Consider the following 21,392-nt stretch of genomic DNA (forward strand, 5'->3'; position numbering starts at 1 on the left):
CTCCCGGAATTGCGGTGCACGGGTTGTGCACGCATTGTGCACGCGGGTCACAAGTGAAAAATCAGTCATGCGCGACCCCCAAATATGCATCAATCACTTCTTGATTATTGCGGACTTCATCCGGCGTGCCGTCACCAATCTTGCGACCGTAATCCATAACAACAACGCGGTCAGACAAGTCCATCACCACGCCCATGTCGTGTTCGATCAGGGCAATCGTGGTGCCGAATTCATCGTTCACATCAAGGATAAAGCGGGACATGTCCTCTTTTTCCTCGACGTTCATGCCCGCCATAGGTTCATCCAAAAGCAGCAACTTCGGCTCGGCGGCCAACGCACGCGCCAGTTCAACGCGCTTCTTCAAACCGTAAGGCAAACGCCCCACTGGGGTCTTCCGGATCGCTTGAATTTCAAGGAAATCAATAATCTTCTCAACGACTTCACGGTTCGCCGTCTCTTCGCGTTCCGCCTTCCCCTTCCAGATCGCTTGGGCAAGCATTCCAGCTTTCATATTCGTCAAACGACCCGTCATGACGTTATCGAGCACAGACATCCCTTCGAACAAAGCAATGTTCTGGAACGTACGGGCAATCCCCTGACGGGCGACTTGAAACGGCTTCATAGGCGGGCGTTTACTGCCATGAAACCAAACTTCGCCCTCTTGCGGGTTATAGAAACCGGAAATCACGTTCAGCATCGACGACTTACCAGCGCCATTTGGCCCAATAATGGCGCGAATTTCGCCTTCGCGAATATCAAACGAAATATTCTTGATTGCCTCGACACCGCCAAATCGCAGGGTAATGCCACGCATGTCCATCATGACGCCGCCAATCTGACGCCCGTCCGCAGTGACGTATCCTTCATCTAGCATAACGCGTCTCCTTCGTGTGGCATGGGATGGTGGGCGGGGCGCATTGCGCAGCAAAAGCGTCGCACCATCATTCCGCCGCAACCTTCACGGCAGGTGCTACAATGGCGTCACGTATATCCAAAGTGGCGGTGATTTTACCCTTGCGGCCATCTTCGTAAGTGACTTCCGTTTCAGTATAAATCTCTGATTTTCCGTCATAAAGTGCCGCAATCAGATCGTTGAATTTCTCTTCCACGATCCGGCGGCGCACTTTGCGTGTGCGGGTCATCTCCCCGTCATCCGCGTCCAACTCCTTGTGCAGAACCAGGAACCGATGCACTTGGCAACCCGCCAACATGGGATCAGCTGCAACCGATGCATTCACCTCGGCGACATGTTCCGCGATCGTATCAAGCACCTGCGGATGCTGCGATAATTCTTGGTACGACGAATAAGCGATATTGTTGCGTTCCGCCCAATTGCCCACCGCGGTCAGATCAATATTGATGAACGCGGTACAGCGATCCCGATCCGCGCCAAAGACAACGGCCTCAAGGATATTCGGGAAAAACTTGAGCTTGTTTTCCACGTATTTCGGCGCAAACAGCGATCCATCTGCCATTTTGCCCACGTCTTTTGCGCGGTCGATGATCCGCAGATGGCCAGACTTCTCTTCGATAAAGCCCGCATCGCCTGTCGCGACCCAACCTTCCGCGTCTTTCGTAGACGCGGTGCTGTCCGCGTTTTTGTAGTATTCCACAAAGACACCCGGCGACCGATAGAACACTTCGCCATTGTCCGCGATCTTCAGTTCAACACCCGGACTTGGGACGCCAACGGTATCAGACCGCACCTCGCCATCAGGCTGTTGTGTAATGAAAACAGTCGCTTCCGTCTGACCGTAAAGTTGTTTCAGGTTGATCCCCAAGGCCCGATAAAAATCGAAAATTTCGGGTCCAATTGCTTCACCAGCGGTATAACCAACCCGCACACGGCTAAGGCCAAGTGTGTTCTTCAGTGGTCCGATCACCAGCAAATCGGCCAGCTTATACTGCAACCGATCACCAAAACTGACGTCATCGCCATCCAAAAGGCGCGGCCCAATCCGACGACCAACAGCCATGTATTTGTCGAACAGCCATTTCTTGAAACGACCCGCGTCTTCCATCCGGATCATGACGTTGGTCAGTTGCGTTTCGAACACGCGCGGCGGGGCAAAATAGTAGGTCGGACCGATTTCGCGCAGATCGAACTGCATGGTATCGGGGCTTTCCGGACAGTTCACACAGAATCCCGTCCACATCGCCTGCCCAATCGAGAAAATAAAATCACCGACCCACGCCATTGGCAAATAAGCCAAAACTTCATCGCCAGCTTGCAGATGATCGAACTCGGACGAATTGCGGGATGTCTCGATCACATTGCGGTTCGACAGCACAACGCCTTTGGGGCGCCCGGTCGTACCTGATGTGTAAAGCATCACGCAGGTGCTGTTGTAATTCAACGCCGCGGTTCGTTCCGCCATCACCGTTTCCAGATTTGACGCACGTCCAGCAGCCTGCACATCGGTATAGGATGTCATGGCAGAGTGATCGTATTTACGCAGACCGCGACCGTCCAAATAGATCACGTGGTCCAGTCCGGTCAGCTGATCGCGGACGTCTTCCAGCTTATCAACTTGTTCCTGATCACCCACAATCGCGAAGCGCGCACCGCAGTGATCCATCGCATAGGCGACCTCTTCGGCAGCCGCGTCCTGATACATCGGCACAGGCACGCAGCCCGCCTTTTGCGCCGCGACCATCGCCCAATACAGCGCGGGCCGATTGCGACCAACAATGGCAACGTGGTCACCAACATTGGCCCCAAGCGACAGCAGACCAAGCGCGAGCGCATCGATCTCTACTGCGGCTTCGGCCCAAGTCCAGCTTTGCCAAATCCCAAATTCTTTTTCACGATACGCAGCCTTGGCACCATGCTGTTCAACATTGCGCGCCAATAGTGCTGGTATGGACGTTGGACCCGCAAGGGGTTGCCCTGTCGCCATTGATTTTCCTCCCCCACATTGAATCGCCTCCCCGCGATCCAGTGCTTAGGTTTGATACTGTGCCGACCACCTGCGATCCGTCAAATGGTTTTTTGAACAAGCGTTCATTTAATTTATCTGAACAGGTGATGATGCCCAGCCCGAAGCCGTCGCGGACGCCTTTTTTGCAAGCCGATTCAGCGCGAAAGTGACACCACAGAACCGGCCTCACAAAAGGGCACAATTGCAGCTATCTCTTAGATGCTACTGCCATTTCCAAGGCGTTTGGCGTCGAAACACATCTGATTTCGGAGCCAAACCAAAGCCGCTTGAATGGTGAACCACGAGGTACGGAAATTGAAGGAGCAGTGCCCAGATAGTTTTTGACGAAAACCTAAAAGGAACTCACGACGATCAACCTAATCGCCGCCGCAGCAATTCTGTCCGGCTCTATTCCTGCACAAGACGTCGCAACAGATTCGGGTTGTGCCGATCAAAAGCGGCGGCCTGACCCATGACAAAGTTATCTGAACGTTCCGCGGCAACAACGAAGATCTGATTTACGCTGGCGGCTTTATCGGCAACGTTCTGGACTAGGTCATAATGCAGCCCAAGAAGTGGCTGGGGCTGCACTACGTTATTCGGCTGCGATGGTCGTTTCGACCTTCTCGACACGCACTGCAGAGAACTTGAATTCGGGAATCTTGCCGAATGGGTCCACCGCTGGGTTCGTTAGAATGTTCGCGGCTGCCTCAACATAGGCAAACGGCAAGAAGACCATGTCAGGCGCGACAGCCCGATCCGACCGCGCCATGATTTCGATCGACCCACGCTTTGTTGTCAGTCGCAACAACCCACCCGGTTCAACACCAAGCTTGCGCAGCGTCGACGGGTGAAGCGAACAGTTCGCTTCCGGTTCAACCGCATCCAGCACCTTTGAACGGCGTGTCATAGACCCAGTGTGCCAATGTTCCAACTGTCGTCCGGTTGTCAGGATCATCGGATAGTCCGCGTCAGGCACATCATCCGGCGCGATCACATTGGCCGGTGTGAATTTGGCGCGCCCGTCTTCGCGCGGAAAACCATCGGCAAAAACAATCGGCTGCCCTGGATCCGTCGCAGACAGCGACGGATAGGTCACGACATTTTCAGCCTCAAGCCGGTCCCATGTGATGTTATCGAGCGATTTCATCACTTGCGTCATCTCGTCGAACACGTCGCTCGGGTGGGTATAGGTCCAGTCGAGGCCAAGCCGTTTGCCGAGCTCAACTTCGATCCACCAGTCTTCCTTCGCATCACCCGGAGGTGCGACGGCTGGCCGCCCCATTTGCACCTGCCGATTTGTGTTGGTCACCGTCCCGGTCTTTTCGGCAAAAGCCGAAGCAGGCAGGATCACGTCAGCGAAGTTCGCCGTTTCTGTGATGAAAATGTCCTGCACGACCAGATGCTTAAGCTTTGCTAAAGCATCCCGCGCATGTTCGACGTCGGGATCAGACATCGCCGGATTTTCACCCAGAATATACATCCCCTGAATGTCACCCGCGTGCACCGCATCAAGGATTTCAGTGACGGTCAGACCCTTGTTAGGGTCAATGTTGCCTTCGTTCCAAACCTCTTGAAACGCAGACCGCACGCCGTCGTCACCGACGGGCTGATAATCAGGCAGGAACATTGGGATGAGGCCTGCGTCAGACGCGCCTTGCACGTTGTTTTGCCCCCGCAACGGATGCAGTCCGGCGCCCGGACGACCAACTTGGCCTGTCATCAAGGCAAGGCTGATCAGGCAACGCGAATTATCGGTCCCATGGATGTGTTGCGACACCCCCATGCCCCAGAAAATCATCCCCGCTTTGGCCCCCGCAAAGGTACGGGCAACGGCGCGCAATTCATCGGCTGGAATGCCGCAAATGCCTTCCATCTTCTCTGGCGAGAAATCCTTGAGATGCGCTTTTTCCGCTTCCCAGTTTTCGGTATAGGCATCGATATACTGTTGATCGTAAAGCTTTTCTTCAACGATCACATGCATGATCGCGTTCAGCATCGACACATCCGCACCGGGGCGGAATTGCAGCATATGGGTCGAGAAGCGCTTCAATGCCTGACCGCGCGGATCCATCACAATAAGCTTGCCACCGCGCTTGGTGAACTGCTTGAAATAGGTCGCGGCGACGGGGTGGTTTTCAATCGGGTTCGCACCGATGACGATGGCAACATCCGCGTTTTCAATCTCGTTAAATGTCGCGGTGACGGCACCCGATCCGACGTTTTCCATCAACGCCGCGACGGATGACGCGTGGCATAACCGTGTGCAGTGATCGACATTGTTGTGACCAAAGCCTTGGCGGATCATCTTCTGGAAAAGATACGCTTCTTCGTTGGTGCATTTCGCCGATCCAAAGCCCGCGATCTTGGTTCCGCCAAGGTTCTTCATGCCATTCGCGGCAAAATCCAGCGCCTCATCCCAAGACGCTTCGCGGAAAACTTCACCCCAATTGCCCGGATCAACGTTCAGGCCCTTTGCGGGCGCATCGTCGCGCCGGATCAAAGGCTTAGTAAGCCGATGATCGTGGTGAATATAGTCGAAACCAAACCGGCCTTTGACGCACAAACGACCTTCGTTCGCAGGGCCATTGATACCTTCGACGAACTTGACCTTGTCGTCCTTCACCTTCAACGACACCTGACAGCCGACGCCACAGAATGGGCAAACGCTTTTGACTTCGCGGTCGTAGTCCGCCGTATCGCCGATTTGGTTTTCGTCCGTCACGGTCGCGGGCAACAACGCCCCAGTTGGGCAAGCCTGTACGCATTCACCGCAGGCTACGCAGCTGGATGCACCCATCGGATCATCCATATCAAAGACTGGGTAGGCATTGTGGCCCCGACCCGCCATGCCGATCACATCATTGACCTGCACTTCACGGCAGGCCCGCACGCACAACCCACATTGAATACACGCATCCAAGTTTACCGACATCGCGACGTGACTATCATCCAGCAGTGGGATGTGGTCGCTGTCCATCGTCGGAAAACGGCTTTCACTGACGTCCTGTTGGGCAGCCATGTCCCATAAATGGGACGATTTATCGTGCGCGACAGCCTGTTCAGGCTGGTCTGCAACCAGCATTTCGATGACCATTTTACGCGCCTGCACTTCGCGCGGCTGGTCTGTCGTGACGACCATGCCTTCAGATGGTTCGCGGATGCAGGACGCCGCCAAAGTTCGTTCGCCATCAATCGCGACCATACAGGCGCGGCAGTTTCCGTCGGACCGGTAGCCGGGCTGCGGTTTGTGGCAAAGATGCGGGATCACAAGACCACGGCCATTGGCCACTTCCCAAATCGTTTCACCCGGCTGGGCGGTCACTGACTTTCCGTCGAGTGTAAATTTGATCTCGGCCATGGTGGTGCTCCTCATCCTCAGAGCAAACTACACCACTTTCGTGCAAGTTAAGACAGGCCATCCGCGACCACGATCCGCACATTTGCGCCATGTGCGGTTTCTGATGCGAAATCTACGCGTGGCTTTAGAAAAATACGCTCGCATTGTTGATCAGGACGATCCGGATCGCCTCCAGTCCCAAAAGGGCGACAATCGGCGATAAATCAATGCCACCCAAATCGGGCAAAAACCGACGGATCGGGGCGTAAAGTGGTTCCAAGATACGTTGCAGCGTGTACCAAATTTGGCCGACCAACGGCTGACGCACGTTCAAGACATCAAAGCTGATCAACCAGCTCATGATGAAATGCGCAAAGATAAAGAAACGGGCGACGCCGATGAGCATCAACAAGATTTCAAAGATGGACTGCATGGTATCGCCTTCAATTTGTGCACCGTTCAAGTAAGTTCTAAGTGACAGTCCTGCAAGCCCCAGCTTCCGTAGGGTCAAAGTTGACGTTTACGTCAACAAAGCAGATGGAGGGGGTAATCGTCACCTAAAGGTTGTCCCGATGTATCCTTTCGTACGGCTTATCAAAGATATGTATCTTGCCCGCCGCGCACCTGACTTGCCCATTATGGGTATTCACGTGTCGCAACACCGGTGCTGGCCACAAGATATCGACGCTTTCATTGAAATGAATAACGGACGTATCTTAACAATTCTTGATCTTGGGCGCACAGTTTTGGCCAAACGGGTCGGCCTGCTAGACGCGCTTAAGGAAAAGCGTTGGGGCCTTACAATGGCCGGTGTCAGCGTGCGTTACCGTAAGCGCATTCGTCCGTTTGTGAAATTCAAGACTGTCAGTCGCGCTGTGGGTTGGGACGATAAATTCTTCTACCTCGAACAATCCATCTGGATCGGAAACGAATGCGCCGTTCAGGCCCTGTACCGGTCTGCTGTGACTGACAAAAACGGGATCGTGCGCCCCCGACAACTGTTTGATCACATCGGCTACGAAGGCGACCGACCGCCGTTACCTGCGTGGGCACAAAACTGGATCGACGCCGACCAAACACGTCCTTGGCCCCCAGAAGTGACACCAGACACACAGTCATAAACACGTCACTTGCAATGTGCCGTCCCTTCGGTGTCTTATCGCGGCACTGACGGGGGACGACCATGACAATATCGGCAAAAAAGCGCATCTGGGGCTGGATGAGCTTTGATTGGGCAGCGCAACCATACTACACGCTTGGGTTGACCTTTATCTTTGGGCCATACTTTGCGGTCGTCGCTGCGAATTACTTTCTCGGTCAAGGACTTGACCAAGAAGCCGCAGGCGCGTCAGCACAAAGCACTTGGGCCTTTGGCCAAACCTGTGCGGGCCTTGTCATCGCCTTTACCGCGCCGTTCCTTGGCGCTTTTGCGGACAACACGGGTCGCAAAATGCCGTGGATCATCGGCTTTTCCCTTCTATATGTCATCGGCGCATGGTCACTCTGGTTTTTGACCCCCGACAGCAGCAGCCTGATGCTGTTCCTGATCCTGTTTTATGTCGGCTTTATTGCGGCAGAATCGGCGCTGAACTTTATCAACGCCTATTTGCCATCGCTTGGCACCCCGGAGGAAGTCGGTCGGATCTCGGGCACTGGTGCGTCATTTGGCTACTGGGGCGGCTTGGTTGCTTTGATCATTATGTTGCTGCTGCTCGCTGAGGACGCGCAGACCGGTAAAACGCTGATCGGTTTGGACCCGCTGTTTGGGCTGGACCCAAGCGCGCGCGAAGGCACACGTGCCGTTGGTCCGTTCATGGCGGTTTGGTTTGCAATCTTCATGATTCCGTTCTTCTTATGGGTGCGCGACAATCCTGCTGACGCGGGCGAGGTCCCCAAAATGTCGAAGGTTTGGGGCGATCTGAAACAAACCCTACGCAATGTCGCACGCCGCAAAAGCACCGCATCGTTCCTGCTCGGGTCGATGTTTTACCGTGACGCCCTGAACGCTTTGTATGCATTTGGCGGCGTGTACGCGACGCTCGTGTTGGGTTGGGGCACGATCTGGCTGGGTGTTTTCGGGATCATCAGCGTCATTACAGCCGCCGTATTTACCTATGTCGGCGGTCGGTTTGACGCGAGACTGGGACCAAAACCAGTCATCATTTTCTGCATTCTTTGCCTTCTGGTCGTCAGCACGATCATCGTCGGCATGTCCCGCACACAGGTGTTTGGCGTCCCGCTTGCGGCAGATTCGATGGTCCCCGACATTATTTTTTTCGTGTGTGGTTCTGTTATTGGTGGTGCAGGCGGCGCAATTTATGCCGCATCGCGGTCCATGATGGTGCGCCATACAAACCCCGAACGTCCAACCGAAGCCTTTGGTCTATTTGCACTTTCCGGCAAAGCGACTGCGTTCATGGCCCCCCTGCTCATTGGGGTTTTCACCGCATGGACCGGTAATGTGCAGCTTGGTTTCTTGCCTGTGATCTTCCTCTTTCTTCTTGGTCTTGTGATGCTATCATGGGTCAACAAAGACGGAGATCGCGCAGCATGGTCCGCTTCATAGGCATACTTTCATTGTTAACGGCTTTGGCGGCATGCCAAAGCGAAGACACGGCATCGGTTAGCCAAGCGGCAGCCATTTCGACGTCGAACGCGGGTGATACTCGTGTGGCCAAGACGCTTTTCGGCCACATCCCACGCGGATCGAACCAAACACCCGAAGCGATTGGCGGTTACGCAAAGGGCTGCCAAGCGGGCGCTGTTGAATTGGCCGAAACCGGTCCAACGTGGCAGGCGATGCGCCTGAGCCGAAACCGGAACTGGGGCCAACCTGCGCTGATCGACTATATTCAGGACCTAAGCCGTGAAGTTGCGCGCTTACCCGGCTGGGAAGGTCTGTACGTCGGCGATCTTAGCCAGCCACGTGGCGGCCCGATGTTGACGGGACACGCCAGCCACCAAGTCGGGCTTGATGCCGATATCTGGATGCTGCCGCCTGATCGGTTGAACCTGTCTGCGCAAGAACGCGAAAACATCTCTTCGATCTCCATGCGTCGTGCCAGCGGGGCCTACACGAACAGCCGCTGGACCGCCGAACATGAAGCGGTGCTGAAAGCGGCTGCCTCTGATCCGCGTGTCGCGCGCATTTTTGTGTTCCCGGGCGCAAAGGTTGCGATGTGTAATTCTGCGACGGGTGATCGCAGCTGGCTAAACAAAATCCGCCCTTGGTACGGGCACCACTACCATTTCCACGTCCGCCTGAAATGCCCGGCGGGTGACAACACTTGCGTCGATCAAGCGCCGCCCCCAGCAGGTGATGGCTGTGCAGATGCGCAGGATTGGGTGAATAACATCCTGAACCCGCCACCCCCAAATCCCAACCCGACACCGCGTCCGCCGCGCGGGCCGATCACAATGGCTAATCTACCCGGCCAATGCCTGAGTGTTTTGAACGCGGACTAAATGCTAAAAATTCTGTTTTCAGCGGCCATTCTTCTGATGGGCGGTCTTGGTTTCACCGAGACCGCCCTTTTCGGGCGTTTTGTCATCCACACGGATGGCGGGCGGATCGGTGGCCTTTCTGCGGTGCATATCGGTGATGATGGCAGCACCATCATTGCGGTCAGCGATCGCGGCATGTTGATGCAAGGCACAATTTCACGGGACGCAGAGGGACAGATCAGCGGCATTGCCATGGGCACACCCGTTTCGATAGAAAACGCGGACCTGCCAGGAGGTCTGACAAACAACGATTCCGAAGGTATCGCTGTGGCGCCCGATGGCACGATCTATGTCTCTTTCGAAGGACAGCATCGGGTCGGGAAATTCGCAAACTTTGGGGCCGCCGAACAAACCCTGCCAGTGCCCCGCGAATTTGAGGCTTTGCAGGACAACAGCAGCTTAGAAGCCTTGGCAATCGACGCTGACGGCGCCCTTTACACAATCCCTGAACGGTCTGGTCGGTACGATCGGCCTTTCCCAGTATATCGCTACAAAGACGGCAAATGGGATCAACCTTATGCCATCCCGCGCACCGGTGCCTATCTGATGGTCGGCGCGGATTTTGGGCCTGACGGCATGCTTTATGTGCTGGAACGGGATTTCAGCGGTTTCGGTTTCTATACGCGCGTGCGTCGTCTCGATCTGGATGCCGCAACTGCCGAAACGATCCTTGAAACCGGAATTGGCGTTCACGGAAATATGGAAGGCATTTCCGTATGGCAGACGGCAGATAGTCAAGTGATCATGACCCTGATCGCGGATAACAATTTCCGCAGTATTCTGACGAACGAGATCGCGGAATACCGTATCGACGGTTGACCTGTCGACCTACGGGGCCTAAGTGGGCGCGTCCTTGAACGGTTCGAGGACCAAGTGCCGCACCCTTGTCAAAACGGAACCAATGACATGACACGTATTCTCCCCGGCGTTCTCGCCATGGCCGCCATTGTGGTCGCATCCAATATTCTCGTGCAATATCTGATCCTTGATGGGTTGCTGACGTGGGGGGCATTCACTTATCCGCTCGCCTTTCTGGTAACAGACATCATGAACCGACTTTACGGGGCTGCGACAGCCCGCAAAGTTGTGTTCGCAGGTTTGGTCACGGGGATCATCTGTTCCTTGATCGGGACGCAAATCATTTTTGACAGCGAATATGGGCCGTACGCAGCCGTTGCGTTACGTGTTGCGATCGGGTCTGCGATTGCGTTCGGCGTGGCACAACTGCTGGACGTCGCAGTGTTCAACAAATTGCGGGACGGATCGTGGTGGAAAGCACCGCTTGGGTCCACTTTGGTTAGTTCCACCGTGGATACAGCTATCTTTTTCACCATCGCTTTTTCTTCGCTTTTCAATGGGTTATCCGAATCTGCCACGATGGAAGTGAGCTGGGCGCAGGATGCTGTTCCGTTTTTGACCGTAGGTCCGGACGCGCCGTTGTGGGTTTCTTTGGCGGTTGCGGACTGGGGTGTGAAGCTTGTGATTGCTTTGCTCGCTTTGGTGCCGTTCCGGATTATTGTTGGGCGATTTGTGGATGCGCGGGCTTAATCTGCGTTGTCACAAAAAATTATCTTGATTTTAAGATCAGGTATGCCACCTTCAAAGTATAGGCGAAACATTTTGAAAGGAGGTGATCCAGTGCATCATGAAGTATTGGAGAAGGCAGTCGGGACAACTTGTGGGGTCTTCAACTAGGGCAGCCCTTAGCTGAGAAAACCACAGGGTGGGCGACCTAACCGACCCCCCTCCGCTATTCAGAGAAGGGCCACCCCACGCCGGGGCGGCCCTTTTTCATTGGGGTTTGGGCGTGTTTTGCGGACTGAATCTGATGGGGCGGGCGCTGGCGAACGGGGTGCGTGACGGTGGGGTCACGTGTCGTTTAGGGATGGCATCCGCGGGGGTGTGATTTGCGTGCACAACGCGTACACAAGGCGTGCACCGCGTTGTCAGCCCCTGAATTCCAGAAGTGTTAACGCATCATGAAGATTGGCCACGGCATTTGCGTCGCGGCCGCTGATGAGTTGTAGTGGACAGATGAAAATCAACGATCAGATCACGCTTGAAGATTGGGAATTGACCGAGCAGTTCGCGCGGTCGTCCGGTCCGGGTGGGCAGAACGTGAACAAGGTTTCGACGGCGGTGGAACTGCGGTTTGAAGCGGCGCGGTCGCCCAATTTGACCGAGGCCGTGAAGCGGCGGCTGCGGCGGGTAGCGGGCCAGAAATGGACGAAGGACGGAGCGGTGGTGCTGTTTGTGCAAGACACGCGGTCCCAAGCACGGAACCGCGAAATCGCGCGGGACCGTCTGGCCGAGATGATCGTACAGGCGCTGCATGTGCCCAAACGCCGGATCGGGACAAAACCGACCTACGGGTCGGTCAAACGGCGGCTTGAGGGGAAGAAGGTGCGCGGGGCTGTGAAGAAATTGCGGGGGAAGGTTGGGGAGGAGTGAGGTGTTTCTCAGAAACCGTGACGGATCATATCGTAGAATACTGCCAACTTTCGGTAGCTGGATGCATAACTGTGCATAGGATTAAATAAGTTCTCCAAGTTATTCGATAGAAAATTGGCTAACGCAGGAAGTTCGATTTCCGCATCCGGCTGAAAGGGGATCAATACAGCCGCTCTGTCAGCCGGAAAATTGGCAATAATCTCAGACGTTGTTAGTTTAGAAGCTTCACGATTAAATTGGCCTCGATATTGCTCAACCTCAAATCGCTTCCTGCCATATTTGTTGAAAAGCGATAGGACAGGCGAATATTCAGAATCTGAAAGTTCTGGTAGAGATTTAATACCGGATTTGTACAAATATTTGTATCCCGGAAAAAATGTATTGTTTAGCTTCTTGAATGCAGGGAACACTTCTTCGATAACGGTCGCCGGATGAAAGTCCTTATCATCGAGCACGACATCTCGGAACAAGTCTTCCAAGCTTATGCCTTTGTACCCACTCTTCGCTAATTCTTTCTGCGCCTCTTTCTCCTTCGCAACTCCGATTCCAACAACAAACTCGATGTCGTCATGAGATTCAATGCCATCGAAGTCTACGACCGAAAGCTTTTCTTGAGGTTCATTAGACTTAACAAGTTCGTACATCTGCTCCTTACAGAAGCGCAACACCCGCGCAGGCACTTTACGCTTTACAGATTCGATAGCCTCGTAAACTTCCGAAAAATCGTTAGTTCGAATTAATTGTATAGAAACGTTAGATTCACCGATCTGAATTATAGACTGAGCAATTGATGGTTGCTCCTGCCCTTTCATTCTTTGTACAAAATACAGGTTCTTTGAAAAGATTTCCACTTGAGACGGGCTCAGGCATCTAGCGATACTCGATAACATGTCCTGAATGTTTTTGTCCGCAAGACTGTACCCCAAAAAGATGACGGGATGTTCGATGAATATGGTTATTAGTTTGGCTACAAGGTAAGGGTACTTTTGATCAAACCTGCTATAATCTTCGGATGTAAGGACCAATGAGTCTGGTTGTGTCGCGCAGCCGTGGATTTTATAGATTTCAGCTATCGATTGCGGATTTGAGAAAATTAATTCTTCCTGTCCGACAAAAACCCTGTAATCTGGGAATATCTCTTCAACAAGCATATCCCAGTTTGTTGTAATGACGCCATCAACATTTAGTTTTCTAAGCGCTTGGATTTCATCGTTCATCCCATCTTCGATTGCGCCATCAATCCCCTTATCCCGAAGATATTTTGATAGTTCAAATTTTATTGCCGAGGATTTCTTCTTAACCTTGTCGCCATGTTCTTTTCGAGAATCTTCAAAGTGAGGTGCAGACCACCAATATTCATGGAAATCCTCCGCGATTAGCGCCGCAACTTCAGGCAATGAGCCATCAGCTGATGCAACGTAGTAACCGTAATCTTTTAGGCCCTTGGTGAACTTCTCAAGAAGCTCGTCCCATTGCTCCAAGCCAATGTATCGACGAGAGAAGCCCGAGCCTACAAATAGGAACGGTGCGCCAGTCGAATTGGAAAGTTCTGTCGCAAGCTCGGACGTGATACCATTCTTCGTCAAACCACAACCTCAACTTTTTCCTGATCACCCACCCCAAACACTCTCTTATAACGTGTGATTTCGTCAAGAGGGCCCATGGCTTTGTTGGGGTTGTCGCTCAGTTTGACTGTGGGGTTGCCGTTGGCCGCGACCGCTTTGCAGACCAGGGAAAACGGTGCCAGCGCGTCGTTGGGCGCCAGCCCTTTGAAGTCGTTGGTCAGCATGGTTCCCCACCCAAAGGACACCCGCACCCGCCCTGCGAATTGCGCTTGCAGAGTTGCGATTTTATCGACGTCCAGCCCGTCCGAGAAGATGACCAGTTTCTTGCGCGGGTCTTCCCCACGCGCTGTCCACCAGTCGATCGCCCGCTCTGCCCCTGTTGCCGGGTCTCCGCTATCGATCCGCATGCCTGTCCAGCCTGCCAGCCAGTCCGGTGCGTCGTCCAGAAACCCTTGCGTCCCGTAGGTGTCCGGCAGGATGATCCGCAGGTTGCCGGAGTGTTCTTCCTGCCAGTCCGCCAGCACGTCGTAGGGCGATTGCCGCAGTTTTTCGTCCGTGTCCGCCATGGCCGCGTAGACCATGGGCAGTTCGTGGGCGTTGGTCCCGATGGCCTCGATTTCGCGCTGCATGGCGATCCGGCAGTTGGAGGTGCCGGTGAAGTTGTCCCCCAGCCCTTCTTTCAGCGCCTGCACGCACCAGTCCTGCCAGAGGTAGGAATGCCGCCGCCGCGTCCCGAAGTCCGCGAGTTTGAGGTTGGGCACGTCGCGGAGTTTTTCGACTTTGGACCAGACTTTGGTCATGGCCTGCGCGTAGAGGACCTGCAGTTCGAACCGCCCCATGTCCTTGAGCACCGCCCGCCCCCGCAGTTCCATGAGGGTGGAGAGCGCCGGAATTTCCCAGAGCATGACTTCGTGCCATTTGCCTTCGAAGGTAAGTTCGTACTGCCCGTCCCGTTTTTCGAGATGATAGGGCGGGAGTTTGTGGTTCTCGAACCATTCCATGAAGTCGGGCCGGAACATTTGCCGTTTGCCGTAGAAGGTGTTCCCCCGCAGCCATGTGGATTCACCGCGTGACAGGGACAACGACCGGATATTGTCGAGTTGTTCGCGCAATTCGCCTTCGTCGACGAGGTCCGCGAGGCGCACGTGTTTGGACCGGTTGATCAGGGAGAATGTGACGTTGGTGTCCGGATGGTTCCGGAAAATGGATTGGCACATCAGGAGCTTGTAGAAATCCGTGTCGATGAGCGACCGCACGATGGGGTCGATCTTCCATTTGTGGTTCCAAACCCGTGTAGCGATGTCGACCATGTGCGTGTTCCCTTTGACTTACAGCAGGTTAGACCAAGGGCACGACACATTGGCAAGGGCGTTCCAAAATAGTTCAATTTGTCGCTGTTTATCGAACCTCAACGAAGTGGGCGTATCGGGTACCCGAAGGAACCGATCATGACCAAAACTTTCTATGCGCTCGATAACGAATTTGCTGCCGCGTCCGGTAGCAATGTAGACGTCCATCAGGACTATAGTTATTTCGACCACCCGCCGGGATCGACGACTAACCTCGAAATCACGTCGAATATGGGGGACGATAAACCGATTTTGTTTGAAGTCGGGGAAACCTACGACCTAACGTGGTCTGGTCATGGCGGCGGTGGTGACATGCAGGACGCGACCATTATTCGCAGCGACTACGTTGGTCCGGGCGAAGGCGCCGTAGTCTTTGAAGGCACGAATTCTGTTACTGGCGAGCTATTTCAAATGGTTTGGTCCCCCGGATTTGATTTGGAAAGCTGGTATTGGGACAACGGCGGCGGGCCAGACAGCCCGAACGCCTTTTGGACCAGTGACCAGAACGCAGCCGAAACATATCAGGCCGTTTGTTTTGCTGAAGGCACGCTTATCACGACACCTGACGGCCCCAGACCGGTTGAATACCTACAACCCGGTGATCTGGTCGTTACGTTGGACGACGGCAGTGTGCCGATCCGGTGGGTCAGGTCGGATACCCAACCGCTAGAAGATACGTCACCCGATGCGAAACCTGTCTTGATCTCTGCAAACGCCATGGGCAAAGGGCGACCGTCGACTGACATGGTGGTGTCACCACAGCACCGCTTGTTCGTTGGAGGCAAAGGTCAATTGGAAGCCTTATTCACGGAAGAAGCCTTCGCGCCTGCAAAATCACTGACCGCTTTGCCGGGTGTTCGCCATATGAACGGCAAGAAGAACGTCACGTGGGTTCATTTTGTCTGTGATGCCCATCAAATTGTTCTTGCGAATGACTGCTGGTCGGAAACGCTTTTATTGGGGCCAATGGTGTTGGCGCTGTTGTCAGACGATCAAAGAAGGGCGTTGCGACACATATTTGGCGCCCCGATCGTTCCCGATGCCCCTCTGAATGGGCCGCCAGCGCGCGATTGTTACACGGTGGGTATGGTGCAGCGCCGCCTTGACACCCTGCGTCGATCGTTGGGACCGCTTGATGTGAACCAAATCGCGCGTAGCGATGTCACCCGCGCGTTGGCCAACCCGACCCCATAACGACGTAAAAAGGATCGTCGTGGACCGCAGAAACCATGGCCCGCAGCCAACGAAAGGCGTGTGGCGACAGACAGGCGGCGCGTGCGGGATAAAGCGGACAGGCCCTTGGTGAACGCGAAGCCTGTGTTTTAACGTTGACAGTGCGCGTTCTAGCCCTGATTGCGGGCTGCCATTGCGGCATCGTGCAGTTTTTTACTGACGTCGGGTGATACGCCCAAAATTGCTTCTACTTGATGCAAAAGTTGATCTTCTGCTTCCGCTTCAACGCCATCCGCAAAAACAACAGCCCAAAGTGCCGCAACTGTGGCTTCGCGTTCTTCGAGACTAATCGCGTCATGCAAGATGGTCGACAAAGCGTCGGTGTCTGGCATCGCTTCTTCCAGTTTTTCGCATTCGGCCCGCATTTTCGCGGCCTGAACAGGGTTTAATCCGTAGCGATGCGCCAAAACGTCATCGATCTGTTCAATTTCTTCAAAAAGATACGCTTTGTCGATTTTCGCCGCGCGCACTAACAAAGCCCCCAGCGCATGCTGTGCATCTGCCTCTGGCAGCTTGGTGACGTTGGTTTCTTTATGAAACATGGACAAAATGCGATCGAACATGGTGAAGCTCCGGAATGTCGTTAACGAAGTCTAGCCGTGCGCCGCTTTGGGGGCTAGCCCCCAAACCATCGGGGTTTTGCGTCTGACGCAGTACGAAGGGCGCTTGACCACGGTCGGGTCAAAGCAGAGTGTGCAGCTGATTTTGAAGGATAAAACATGACCGGTTCATTTCAGCTTCGTGTGGTCGCCATGGTTGTCGGTGCGATGATCTTGATCGTCGGAGGTGATGTGGCCGGTCGGATGTTGACTAGCGCGGGATTTTCACAGTTTTTCGTAGCGTGGGCCCGTTTTGCCTTGGCGGCCATCGTTCTTGCTCCAGTCGTAGGCCTTCAAAAAGGTGAAATGCGGCTTTTGCTGAAACCTGCATTAATGTTCCGCGCCTGCCTGATCGCGGGCGGCATCGCGTCAATCCTGACTGCGCTGAAGACCGAACAGCTGGCGACCGTGTTTGGCGGTTTCTTCGTTGGGCCGATTATTTCGTATGCATTGTCTGCCATATTCCTTAAGGAAAAGGTAACGATCCCGCGCACGGTTCTGTTGTTGGTCAGCTTTGGCGGCGTTTTGTTGGTTGTGAAGCCGGGGTTTGGGATGACACCGGGCCTTGGGTTTGCGTTGTTGGCTGGCGTTTTCCACGGCAGCTACCTTGTCGCGACGCGGTGGTTGGCTGGATCTTACCGCCCACGATTTTTGCTGTTTTCGCAGCTTGTCATCGGTTCCATTGTCTTGGCCCCGCTCGCGATCGCGCCGCTGCCGTCATTGACGTTGCCCTTTGTCGGTTTCATCACGATCAGCGCGATGGGATCGGCTATCGGTAACCTGTTGCTTGTGCACGCAAATCGCGCGGCAGAGGCATCTGTGATCGCCCCATTGATCTATAGCCAGATCATCATCGCGACTGTGTTTGGGTTCCTGTTCTTTGGCGAATGGCCCGATTCAATTGCCTTGTTAGGCCTCGCCGTGATTATCACCGCTGGTGCTGGATCTATCTGGGCGGCGGGCCGCGCGAAATAAGCGATCTGTCGCAAACGTGAATTTACCAAACGCACGAAGTGATGGATGCAAGAGGCCTGATAACAAAGGATGTCCCGATGCGTTTGATTTTGATTGCGATACTTGCCCTCTGGTCCGCCTCTGCGATGGCCCAATCCGTGACCTCGCGCGATGGTTGGGTTGTTATGGATAGTGACAAACCTTTTGATGTGCTGCTGAGCGATCTACGCGAAGCTGTCAGCGCCAATCAGATGGCCGTCGTGACCCAAGCGGGCCCGACTGGGGCCGCTGCGAACCGTGGCATCACGATCCCCAACAACCGTGTTGTCGGTGTTTTCAACAATCTGTTCGCCGTCCGCATCCTGAACCTGTCCACGCCTGCGATGATCGAAGCCCCGATCCGGTTCTACCTTACCGAGACAGAAGATGGCGCGGCGGCCCTGTCTTATAAGACACCTTCGTTTGTGTTCGCCCCCTATGTCGATGACGCCGATCCCGATCTCTTGGCCGCAGCGACCGAGTTGGACGCCATTTTTCTGGCGATTGCCACCGCCGCCCGCTAAGACATTCTAAACAGTTCAAGGATACAACATGACCGAGACTTTGCGCGCCGCTGATGTGCTTGCCCGTCGATTGTATGAAGCAGGGTGCCGGCGCGCATTCGGCATGCCCGGTGGTGAAGTTTTGACGCTGATCGACGCGTTGGAAGCTGCTGGCATTCAGTTTCATCTGGCACGGCACGAAAATGCTGCCGGTTTTATGGCCGAAGGTGTTCATCACGTGGACGGCGCGCCTGCGATCTTGGTCGCGACCGTTGGCCCAGGGGCGATGAACGGCGTGAACGTTGTTGCGAACGCGGAACAGGATCGTGTGCCATTAATCGTGCTAACGGGCTGCGTTGATGCCGCTGAAGCCGAACAATATACGCACCAAGTGCTTGATCATCGGAAGGTTTTCGACCCGATCACAAAGGCGACGTTCACGCTGGATGCTGCTGCCGCCGGGATTATGGCCGAAAAAGCGGTTGGTATCGCGACCGAAGGGCGTTCTGGCCCCGTGCATATCGACGTACCGATCTCGGTTGCTGACGCCCCTGCCGTGCCTGCACCATTCCGCCGCGCTGTCGCGAGTGAAGTTGTTCCCGTCGGAACCGATTTGAGCACCGCACGCGATTGGCTTGCCGAGGCCAGCCGTCCGGTGATGATTGTGGGTTTGGATGTTATCAAAGACAAATCCACCGAAACACTTCGTGCGTTTGCCGAAATCCACGGTGTTCCTGTCATCACGACCTACAAGGCGAAAGGTGTTTTGCCTGAAGATCACCCGCTTTGCCTAGGCGGTGCTGGCCTGTCGCCGTTGGCCGACAAACACTTGTTGCCTTTCGTCGACGAGGCCGACCTGATCATTTGTGTCGGCTATGATCCCATTGAAATGCGACCGGGTTGGCAGAATGCGTGGGATCCGATGGTGACGAATGTCATCGATATTACGGCAGCGCCCAACCATCACTTTATGCATCAAGCCACGCTCAGTTTTATTGCCGATACGGGGGCTACGCTTGCCGCCTTGTCCGAAGGCATTCCGCCTTGCACAACGTGGCCAGACGGTGAAATTGCGAACGTTAAGACAGCGCTTTTCGACGCGTTTCCTCGTGATGAAGAATGGGGGCCCGGCGCTGTGATTGCTGAATGCCGCGACGTATTGCCGATGGACACGATTGCGACCGTTGATAGTGGGGCGCACCGGATTTTGCTGTCACAGATGTGGGAATGCGCCGACCCGCGAACCTTGCTGCAATCTACCGCGCTTTGCACGATGGGATGTGCGGTTCCGCTTGCCATTGGGGCCAAACTCGCCGCGCCTGAGCGTACTGTGGTTAGTTTTTCTGGCGATGCCGGTTTGCTGATGGTGGCTGGTGATCTGTCTACTGCGGCTGAAAATGCCCAGAACACGATTTTCGTCGTCTTTGTCGATCAATCGCTCGCGTTAATTGATTTGAAACAACGCGGTCGTAAGCTGGACAACAATGGCGTTGATTTCAGGGGCCATGACTATGCCGCCATTGGGCGCGCGTTTGGCGGACATGGTGCAACTGTAACAAATAGGGCGGAACTACGCGCTGCGTTGGAGGCGGCACAAACAGCTGACAATTACACGTTGATCGCGGCTGTGATCGACAAACATGCATATGATGGACGTATCTGATGGCGGGTGCACTGGATGGTCTGCGTATCCTTGATCTGACCCGTATTTTGGCGGGTCCGACGTGTACGCAATTATTAGGTGATCTTGGCGCTGAAGTGTTGAAGATTGAGAACCCAGGTACTGGCGGGGATGATACGCGCAGTTGGGGGCCGCCTTTCGCCGAAGGTTTGGATGGTGAACCAACTGACCTGAGCGCGTATTTTATGTGTGCGAACCGTAACAAGCTGTCCGTGGCCGTTGATATCGCAACACCCGAAGGCCAAGATACAATCCGCGCATTGGCCACCGAATGTGATGTTGTCATTGAGAATTTCAAACCCGGCGGGCTTGCCAAATACGGGCTTGATGCCGCGACGATGCTCGAGAATGATCCGGGTCTCGTGTATTGTTCGATCTCTGGCTTCGGTCAAACCGGACCGAATGCGAACAAACCCGGTTACGACCTAATGGCGCAAGGTTTTGGTGGCATGATGTCCCTGACTGGTGTGCCGGACGGAGAGCCGATGAAGGTTGGTGTTGGGATCGCTGACGTGATGTGCGGCATGTACGCGACCATCGGGATCTTGGCGGCGCTACGTCACCGCGACAAAACCGGTGAAGGCCAACATATCGACGTCGCCCTTGTCGACAGTCAGATCGCGTGGCTGATCAATGAAGGCGTCAACCATCTGACGACCGGTGAATTGCCGAAGAGACGCGGCAACGGTCATCCGAATATCGTGCCCTATCAGGTTTTTGCCACCAACGACGGCCATGTGATTGCAGCGGTCGGAAACGATAGCCAGTTTCGCCGGTTTTGCGAATTCCTGAACGTCGCGCATCTGGCCGATGATCCGCTGTATGCAACCAATCCGGCGCGCATTGAAAACCGTGACAGTCTTCTCGCGAAGATCATTCCACTTTTGGCAGAATTGCCGATGGATGACGTGATTGCGGGGCTCGAGGAACGCAAAGTGCCTGTTGGTCCTGTGCAAACGTTGGATCAGGTTTTTGGCAGTGATCAGGTCAAAGCCCGCGACATGATCGCGACGATTCCGTGTGAAGATACGAAAGACGGTGAAGTGCGGGTCATCGGGAATCCCCTGAAATTGTCGAAAACGCCTGTAACCTATCGCCGCCCGCCCCCGCATTTTGGGCAGGACACAGAACACGTTTTAGGCGAAATTCAGCCGAAACGCTGATTTAACAATCACTTACCCACTGTCATCGAGATAACAGGTCCGTTATTCACGGGTCTGTGAGATTAAATCTTGCTGCACACCCTGTATGTC

Annotated in this window: 18 protein-coding genes; 11 read left to right on the forward strand and 7 right to left on the reverse strand. The window is 54.5% G+C overall.

Annotated features, from left to right (window positions below; all coding sequences use genetic code 11):
* Positions 1-61: 61 nt before the first annotated feature.
* The 4 genes from MWU61_RS08090 to MWU61_RS08105 form a co-directional block, all read right to left on the reverse strand.
* Entirely contained in the window at positions 62-874 is an 813-nt protein-coding gene (locus MWU61_RS08090) for an ABC transporter ATP-binding protein (RefSeq protein WP_247127803.1), read from the reverse strand.
* A 67-nt stretch (positions 875-941) separates the two neighbouring features.
* Positions 942-2,900: an AMP-binding protein gene (locus MWU61_RS08095; RefSeq protein ID WP_247127804.1), complete on the reverse strand. Its 1,959-nt coding sequence runs from the start codon at positions 2,898-2,900 to the stop codon at positions 942-944.
* Positions 2,901-3,516: 616 nt separating this feature from the next.
* Positions 3,517-6,282, reverse strand: coding sequence for a formate dehydrogenase subunit alpha (gene fdhF, locus MWU61_RS08100; RefSeq protein WP_247127805.1), 2,766 nt, complete (start codon positions 6,280-6,282; stop codon positions 3,517-3,519).
* 124 nt (positions 6,283-6,406) lie between these two features.
* A complete protein-coding gene (locus MWU61_RS08105; protein WP_247127806.1) occupies positions 6,407-6,694 on the reverse strand; it encodes a YggT family protein in 288 nt (95 codons plus the stop codon).
* 139 nt (positions 6,695-6,833) lie between these two features.
* On the opposite strand from MWU61_RS08105, the gene MWU61_RS08110 reads away from it, so the two are divergent.
* The 6 genes from MWU61_RS08110 (at position 6,834) to arfB (ending at position 12,216) form a co-directional block, all read left to right on the forward strand.
* Entirely contained in the window at positions 6,834-7,382 is a 549-nt protein-coding gene (locus MWU61_RS08110) for an acyl-CoA thioesterase (RefSeq protein ID WP_247127807.1), read from the forward strand.
* Positions 7,383-7,444: 62 nt separating this feature from the next.
* Entirely contained in the window at positions 7,445-8,827 is a 1,383-nt protein-coding gene (locus tag MWU61_RS08115) for an MFS transporter (RefSeq protein ID WP_247127808.1), read from the forward strand.
* Entirely contained in the window at positions 8,812-9,726 is a 915-nt protein-coding gene (mepA, locus tag MWU61_RS08120) for a penicillin-insensitive murein endopeptidase (RefSeq protein ID WP_247127809.1), read from the forward strand. The genes MWU61_RS08115 and mepA overlap by 16 nt, the downstream gene beginning before the upstream one ends.
* Positions 9,727-10,584: an esterase-like activity of phytase family protein gene (locus tag MWU61_RS08125; protein ID WP_247127810.1), complete on the forward strand. Its 858-nt coding sequence runs from the start codon at positions 9,727-9,729 to the stop codon at positions 10,582-10,584.
* Between the two features lie 87 nt (positions 10,585-10,671).
* Positions 10,672-11,313 (forward strand): queuosine precursor transporter, encoded by a 642-nt coding sequence (locus MWU61_RS08130; protein ID WP_247127812.1) that lies wholly within the window; start codon positions 10,672-10,674, stop codon positions 11,311-11,313.
* Positions 11,314-11,799: 486 nt separating this feature from the next.
* Positions 11,800-12,216, forward strand: a complete 417-nt coding sequence (arfB, locus tag MWU61_RS08135; protein WP_247127813.1) for an alternative ribosome rescue aminoacyl-tRNA hydrolase ArfB — start codon at positions 11,800-11,802, stop codon at positions 12,214-12,216.
* A gap of 8 nt (positions 12,217-12,224) precedes the next feature.
* Here the strand turns inward: arfB and MWU61_RS08140 are convergent, their stop codons facing one another.
* Together MWU61_RS08140 and pncB are read right to left on the reverse strand one after the other, a co-directional pair.
* Complete coding sequence (locus tag MWU61_RS08140) at positions 12,225-13,802, reverse strand: SIR2 family protein (RefSeq protein WP_247127814.1); 1,578 nt, start codon at positions 13,800-13,802, stop codon at positions 12,225-12,227.
* A complete protein-coding gene (gene pncB, locus MWU61_RS08145) occupies positions 13,799-15,091 on the reverse strand; it encodes a nicotinate phosphoribosyltransferase (RefSeq protein WP_247127815.1) in 1,293 nt (430 codons plus the stop codon). The genes MWU61_RS08140 and pncB overlap by 4 nt, the downstream gene beginning before the upstream one ends.
* Positions 15,092-15,229: 138 nt before the next feature.
* On the opposite strand from pncB, the gene MWU61_RS08150 reads away from it, so the two are divergent.
* The gene (locus tag MWU61_RS08150; RefSeq protein ID WP_247127816.1) at positions 15,230-16,324 is read left to right on the forward strand and encodes a Hint domain-containing protein; all 1,095 of its coding nucleotides are present in this window, start codon (positions 15,230-15,232) and stop codon (positions 16,322-16,324) included.
* A 149-nt stretch (positions 16,325-16,473) separates the two neighbouring features.
* Here the strand turns inward: MWU61_RS08150 and MWU61_RS08155 are convergent, their stop codons facing one another.
* The gene (locus MWU61_RS08155) at positions 16,474-16,926 is read right to left on the reverse strand and encodes a TerB family tellurite resistance protein (RefSeq protein WP_247127817.1); all 453 of its coding nucleotides are present in this window, start codon (positions 16,924-16,926) and stop codon (positions 16,474-16,476) included.
* Positions 16,927-17,082: 156 nt separating this feature from the next.
* On the opposite strand from MWU61_RS08155, the gene MWU61_RS08160 reads away from it, so the two are divergent.
* The 4 genes from MWU61_RS08160 (at position 17,083) to MWU61_RS08175 (ending at position 21,302) form a co-directional block, all read left to right on the forward strand.
* Entirely contained in the window at positions 17,083-17,937 is an 855-nt protein-coding gene (locus MWU61_RS08160) for a DMT family transporter (RefSeq protein ID WP_247127818.1), read from the forward strand.
* A 77-nt stretch (positions 17,938-18,014) separates the two neighbouring features.
* Positions 18,015-18,479, forward strand: coding sequence for a DUF302 domain-containing protein (locus MWU61_RS08165; protein ID WP_247127819.1), 465 nt, complete (start codon positions 18,015-18,017; stop codon positions 18,477-18,479).
* 28 nt (positions 18,480-18,507) lie between these two features.
* The gene (locus MWU61_RS08170) at positions 18,508-20,121 is read left to right on the forward strand and encodes a thiamine pyrophosphate-binding protein (RefSeq protein WP_247127820.1); all 1,614 of its coding nucleotides are present in this window, start codon (positions 18,508-18,510) and stop codon (positions 20,119-20,121) included.
* Complete coding sequence (locus MWU61_RS08175; protein WP_247127821.1) at positions 20,121-21,302, forward strand: CoA transferase; 1,182 nt, start codon at positions 20,121-20,123, stop codon at positions 21,300-21,302. The genes MWU61_RS08170 and MWU61_RS08175 overlap by 1 nt, the downstream gene beginning before the upstream one ends.
* Positions 21,303-21,392: the final 90 nt, after the last annotated feature.

Origin of the sequence: Loktanella sp. F6476L (assembly GCF_023015725.1) — a bacterium.
Taxonomy (GTDB): Bacteria; Pseudomonadota; Alphaproteobacteria; order Rhodobacterales; family Rhodobacteraceae; genus Yoonia.